The 4,776-nt window shown below is 40.0% G+C and carries 6 protein-coding genes; all 6 read right to left on the bottom strand.

Annotation, left to right across the window (positions count from 1 at the left end; translation table 11 throughout):
• Positions 1-71: 71 nt before the first annotated feature.
• Positions 72-1,181 carry a DUF4238 domain-containing protein gene (locus tag OH463_RS26205; RefSeq protein ID WP_269993269.1) on the bottom strand — a complete coding sequence of 370 codons (1,110 nt, stop codon included), beginning with the start codon at positions 1,179-1,181 and terminating at the stop codon, positions 72-74.
• A 137-nt stretch (positions 1,182-1,318) separates the two neighbouring features.
• Complete coding sequence (locus OH463_RS26195) at positions 1,319-1,762, bottom strand: GNAT family N-acetyltransferase (protein ID WP_017817951.1); 444 nt, start codon at positions 1,760-1,762, stop codon at positions 1,319-1,321.
• A 142-nt stretch (positions 1,763-1,904) separates the two neighbouring features.
• On the bottom strand, positions 1,905-2,825 hold the full coding sequence (locus tag OH463_RS26185) for a hypothetical protein (protein ID WP_269993265.1): 921 nt from the start codon (positions 2,823-2,825) through the stop codon (positions 1,905-1,907).
• A gap of 150 nt (positions 2,826-2,975) precedes the next feature.
• Complete coding sequence (locus OH463_RS26175) at positions 2,976-3,434, bottom strand: GNAT family N-acetyltransferase (protein WP_042603248.1); 459 nt, start codon at positions 3,432-3,434, stop codon at positions 2,976-2,978.
• Positions 3,435-3,596: 162 nt separating this feature from the next.
• Entirely contained in the window at positions 3,597-4,097 is a 501-nt protein-coding gene (locus OH463_RS26170; RefSeq protein WP_269993260.1) for an opioid growth factor receptor-related protein, read from the bottom strand.
• Positions 4,098-4,251: 154 nt separating this feature from the next.
• Positions 4,252-4,776 (bottom strand): peptidase E (locus OH463_RS26160; RefSeq protein ID WP_269993258.1); only part of this gene is annotated, 525 nt, incomplete at its 5' end.

Genomic DNA, 4,776 nt, shown 5'->3' with positions numbered 1-4,776 from the left:
GACGCTTGGCTATACTTGAGCGAAGCGAAACTGCCAAGCGTTGCGAATCACTCTTAAATGCTTTGTTATGCTTATATTACAACGAACTGGGGGTGTTGAGGGCTATAGTGATATTCTTCATTTTCACTTTGATGAACTAGATATCTTTCAATGTCCTTTAGTTCATAAGGTGTATATAAAGTCTTCGTATGAGAAACACCTATAGCAGTAATCCAACCCGTAATATTGTCGATGAAATCGTGAGATACTTTATAAGTATGGATTCTTTTACTAGTTCTACATTTCAACTTACTTGGGTCCACACTATAAACCTTCAAATGACTATTATAATATTCACTTTCGCCTACAGAAAAGCTCAACGCTAGGTTGTGAGCTAGTGGTAGAAGATTAAGGTTGTTATCTGGATTTAAGATGAAAACATTAGGGCTAATTGTAAAAACAGGTCTAATTTCAGTACTATCGAAGTCATAACCAGTATGATAGATACCTGTAATATATATGTTTTTAAACATATTATTTCTAACGGATGACAAGTAGCCAAACAATGAAGGTAGCCCTTTGGCTTCAGATAGCATTGATAGAATAAACAGTGCATTGCATTTATCTTTAACTTCAGACTTTGACTTTGCCACCCGCTCTATTTTTTTAAAAAGCGCGGTACTACAGTAAGGCTTGACTTCTTTAGGTGGGTTGAAAATTAGTTTTTCTATGTTTTCGTAATTCTCCTCCATATCAGACAAGATATGCAATAAAACCTCATCTTTATCATCCATCTTATTCTGCGGATTGTAAAAGCCCAAAACCATTTGAATTACCATAAAATTCAACAGCATTTCTAAAGCGTGCCCCTTACGGGTAACATCAAGGAGCTTTGTAAATTTATGCTTATGGATTAACTCATTAAATAGTACAGAAGTGCTGTTTTCATAATCAGACAACTCATCTTCTATATCGAACTTTTTGCCAGTTTCATGATCAATTAGCATGAAACAGTCTTTATGGATAGCAATTGACGATATTGGAAGAGGAATCTCCTTAATATCGTTTTCTTTCTCAGGTGAGTGATACACGGTATGACACCATACCCGCTGCTTATCCTTTGGATGTTCCGCTGTATCATCACTTCGGAAGTTCCGAAGTACCCACTGTGACAACATATGCTGATTTTTTGTATATTTCATCTAAACCTCTGAGATAAGCATAACGCCCTGTTAAGGTGTGAGCAACGCAATACCGAAGCCGCCGCATACCACCTTAACCACTAAAACCAACGCATGGTAAAAATGCCACGCGTTGCGAATCCGTCTTGAAGCGTTTGTTAGGTTGAAATGGTGAGGACTGCAAGCATATCTTCATCGTCTTCATCCATACCAATTTCAACAAAACCAAAACTCGAATAGAACTCTCTGGCTACAGGATTCTCTGGGTCATAGCAAATCTCGACCTCTTTTAGCTCTGGCAATTGCTTTATTTCACTCAGTGCGAGCTCTAAAGCTCTACGACCAATACCGCTTTGCTGATGTTTATAATCGACCATGAACCGCCATATTGAAACTTTAGACAATGACTCCTTGACCCACATAAAGAAGCCGACAGGTTCATTTTTGACATAAATAGCCCTAGTTTCATACCCCTCGTTGAACATTGACTCAACGAGAGACCACATATTGCAAGCAACGTATTGTTCTTGCTCCTTCAATACGTCTAGTTCACATACCTTTTCATAGTTTTGTTTTGTAACGTTGCGAAGTGAAACTTCCATTGTTTTCTCCTTGAAACCTAACGCCCTGTTAAGGTGTGAGCACCGCAATACCGAAGTTCCCGCATACCACCTTAAACACTAAACGCAACGCATAGTAAAAATGCCACGCGTTGCGAATCACTCTTAAACAGTTTGTTAGGTTTTATCTTCGTTTTCTCTCAGTCCGTTTAGCGATTTCAGGAACACTTTCAGCAGGACTAGCTATTGTTGAAACAGAAACGCCTTCCTCTTTCGATAAGACTTCTCTAAAGCAATGTGCAAGCGTTTTACCAGTAGTTCTTGCCATTTCAAGGGCTTCATTTATTTTTTCACCAGAAATACCACCCTCAGGAGCAGTAACAATTGACTGCATATGTACTGTTCCATCATCAGGATTTTCGGCTGTCATTGAATTGGCGATAAACTCGTCTGGGTCATCAGCCATTCTGTCCATATGTTCCTGCATCCCTTCACCTCCCGGACCAAAAGTATGATGGAAACCTGAATCAGGATCATTTTCCAGTACAATTTTTAACTGATCGTCTTTTGAAAACTTGATATGGAAATCATTAAAGTTTATGAACTGATTCCCATCTACGCGCATCTGGAAATGCCAATGAGGAAAATCAGTTTTACTACCCTCATGACCTGAAAAATCATTTTTTGAACAATCTAGTGTCCACTCAATATTTTGCCACTTAATGGTTGTTTCAAATATTTTCCTGTCACTGCTTTCCTCTTTTAAGTTGTTTATGTTTTTCACACCGCTTTCTGCGTGAGCAACCCAACGCAAATAAGAAGAAATATTGTAAAAGTCATAGTTTTCAGTGATTTTTGGAAAGTCTTTTTTCTTGAACTTACACTTCCTGAGAAGCCAGTGTAAACAGGGATTTTCTTTACTAATGGTCTTTATAGACTTACCACACAAATAGCACTCTTCTCTTTCGTGATATTCAAGAAATTCAGTATATTCTCGCTCATATCGCTCTTTTTGCTTTTCAAAGTGCGCCATACTCTCTTCTTGAGATAGACCTCTAGTTTGCTCTTTGAATGATTGAGCTACTCTTAAAATATCATCACTCATTTATAGCTATCCTCATAAAACCTAACGCCCTGTTAAGGGGTGAGCAACGCAATACCAAAGCCGCCGCATACCACCTTAAACACTAAAACCAACGCACAGTGAAAATGCCACGCGTTGCGAATCCCTCTTGAACAGTTTGTTATGTGCATGCTAATTGAGGTACTTTTGCCAATGTTGCTGCCCTGTCAAAACTACTCGGTAATCTTCGTAGTCCAATGAACTGTAGAGCGTTTTAGCTGCAGCATTATCATCACCGACCTCTAGTGTGATTTTGAGGTAATCATTATCACGACAATACTGTTCGATACCATTCAGTTGCGCTTTGCCCACACCTTTACCACGAAAGTTGTCCGACACCATAAAGTCATGGATATTCATCACTCTTTGCGCACGATAAGTTGAAAACGATTCAAAGCAAACCGCAAAACCAGCGGGCTTATCGTCGACAAAACTGATAAATCCGTGGAAATAAGGCAATGCAAACAACTGAGCAATTACTGAGAGATCTAGCTCAACTGAGAATCCAGATAGGTACTCCCTAAACAAAGTCTCGAATATACCTTTGTCCTCAATGCTTTCTGTTTCGATACGCCTGATTGTGATTTCCATATCCATTTTCACCAAAGCACATAACGCCCTGTTAAGGTGTGAGCAACGCAATACTGAAGCCACTGCACACCACCTTAATCACTTAAACCAACGCATGGTAAAAATGCCACGCGTTGCGGATCACTCTTGAACAGTTTGTTAGTGCGCTTTTTCAGCGATCCCCTAACCTTTAAGCGCGTTACGCCAATACTCGACCGTTTTGTCTGAAACCATGCCGGTTTCTCTAGCTGCAACCACTAGAAAGTCACACAATTTAGCTGCTATGTGCTCATTACCGAGTAAATACAAACTACGAATTGCTCGGGTCAGGCGAAGTTGGTTATGGTCATGACTTTTAAGCCAAACATGGTTAGCAGGGCTTAATGGCTGTATTGACGAAATTTCACACCCATCTCGCTGTAATCCCCAAAACTCAAGTAAAAGGTCGAGTGCTTTTAAGTGAGCAACACGTAATTCTTCTGAGTTAGCAAAAGCCTCTCGATCTGCTTGAGTTACCAAAGGAGCATGTTGATTGAACTTGGTGCCCTCATCTATCGGAAAAAGAACTTGAATATACTTATGATCATGCTCCAGCCAGAAGTGGTTGTAAGCTAACAACTGCTCAACATTGCGACCAAATTTATCTGGAGCTTTACCAGATATGAAACGAGCAATTTCACTCATTTTAAATCCTGCTAATTGTAATTTTTATCTTTGCGCACTAACGCCCTGTTAAGGTGTGAGCAATGCAATACCGATGTTGCTGCAACCACCTTAAACACCAAACGCAACGCATAGTGAAAATGCCACACGTTGCGAATCACTCTTAAACAGTTTGTTAGAGTGCATTTTCGAACGTTACTTTTGCATCAAATTTACTAGTAACCGTCTGATATAATTGACCATTAATAAAGTGCAGGGCGGCATAATCGCTAATACCATAGCACGGTACACTACTGTTATTTTGAGAAAAATCAGAAAATAAGTCAGCCTTTTCATCACTGCCATTAAAATGAGCTGAGGCTAGACCACGCACGAAACCCAAGCCGTCAATAACTGTATATTCTTCGGGATTGCTGTCGGTGATGCCTAAGTCAAACCAACATATAGCCCCTGCACTCATACCGCACAATACCACACCATTTTCGTAGCATTCTTTGAGTATTGTATCTATGCCCCACTCTCGCCAGATAGCTAACATTGAACGGGTATTACCGCCCCCAACATATATAACGTCTTGCTCTTGCAGCTTTGTGCGCCAATTGGAGTCTGGTTTGAACAATGGGAAATGGGTCAAATTACAACTAAGACCTGAATCGTAAAAACGTTGAATAGCTTCTTCTGCGTCACCAGTTGCTGTAGA

This window comes from Vibrio sp. NFR, from assembly GCF_027587095.1.
Lineage (GTDB): Bacteria > Pseudomonadota > Gammaproteobacteria > Enterobacterales > Vibrionaceae > Vibrio > Vibrio harveyi.
This window is presented reverse-complemented; position numbering and strand designations above follow the sequence as displayed.

What these genes read in the sequence shown, in the direction of transcription:
- OH463_RS26195 (WP_017817951.1), bottom strand. Translation starts at nt 1,762, where the DNA reads ATGGAAGTTTCACTTCGCAACGTTACAAAACAAAACTATGAAAAGGTA.
- OH463_RS26205 (WP_269993269.1), bottom strand. Translation starts at nt 1,181, where the DNA reads ATGAAATATACAAAAAATCAGCATATGTTGTCACAGTGGGTACTTCGG.
- OH463_RS26175 (WP_042603248.1), bottom strand. Translation starts at nt 3,434, where the DNA reads ATGGAAATCACAATCAGGCGTATCGAAACAGAAAGCATTGAGGACAAA.
- OH463_RS26170 (WP_269993260.1), bottom strand. Translation starts at nt 4,097, where the DNA reads ATGAGTGAAATTGCTCGTTTCATATCTGGTAAAGCTCCAGATAAATTT.
- OH463_RS26185 (WP_269993265.1), bottom strand. Translation starts at nt 2,825, where the DNA reads ATGAGTGATGATATTTTAAGAGTAGCTCAATCATTCAAAGAGCAAACT.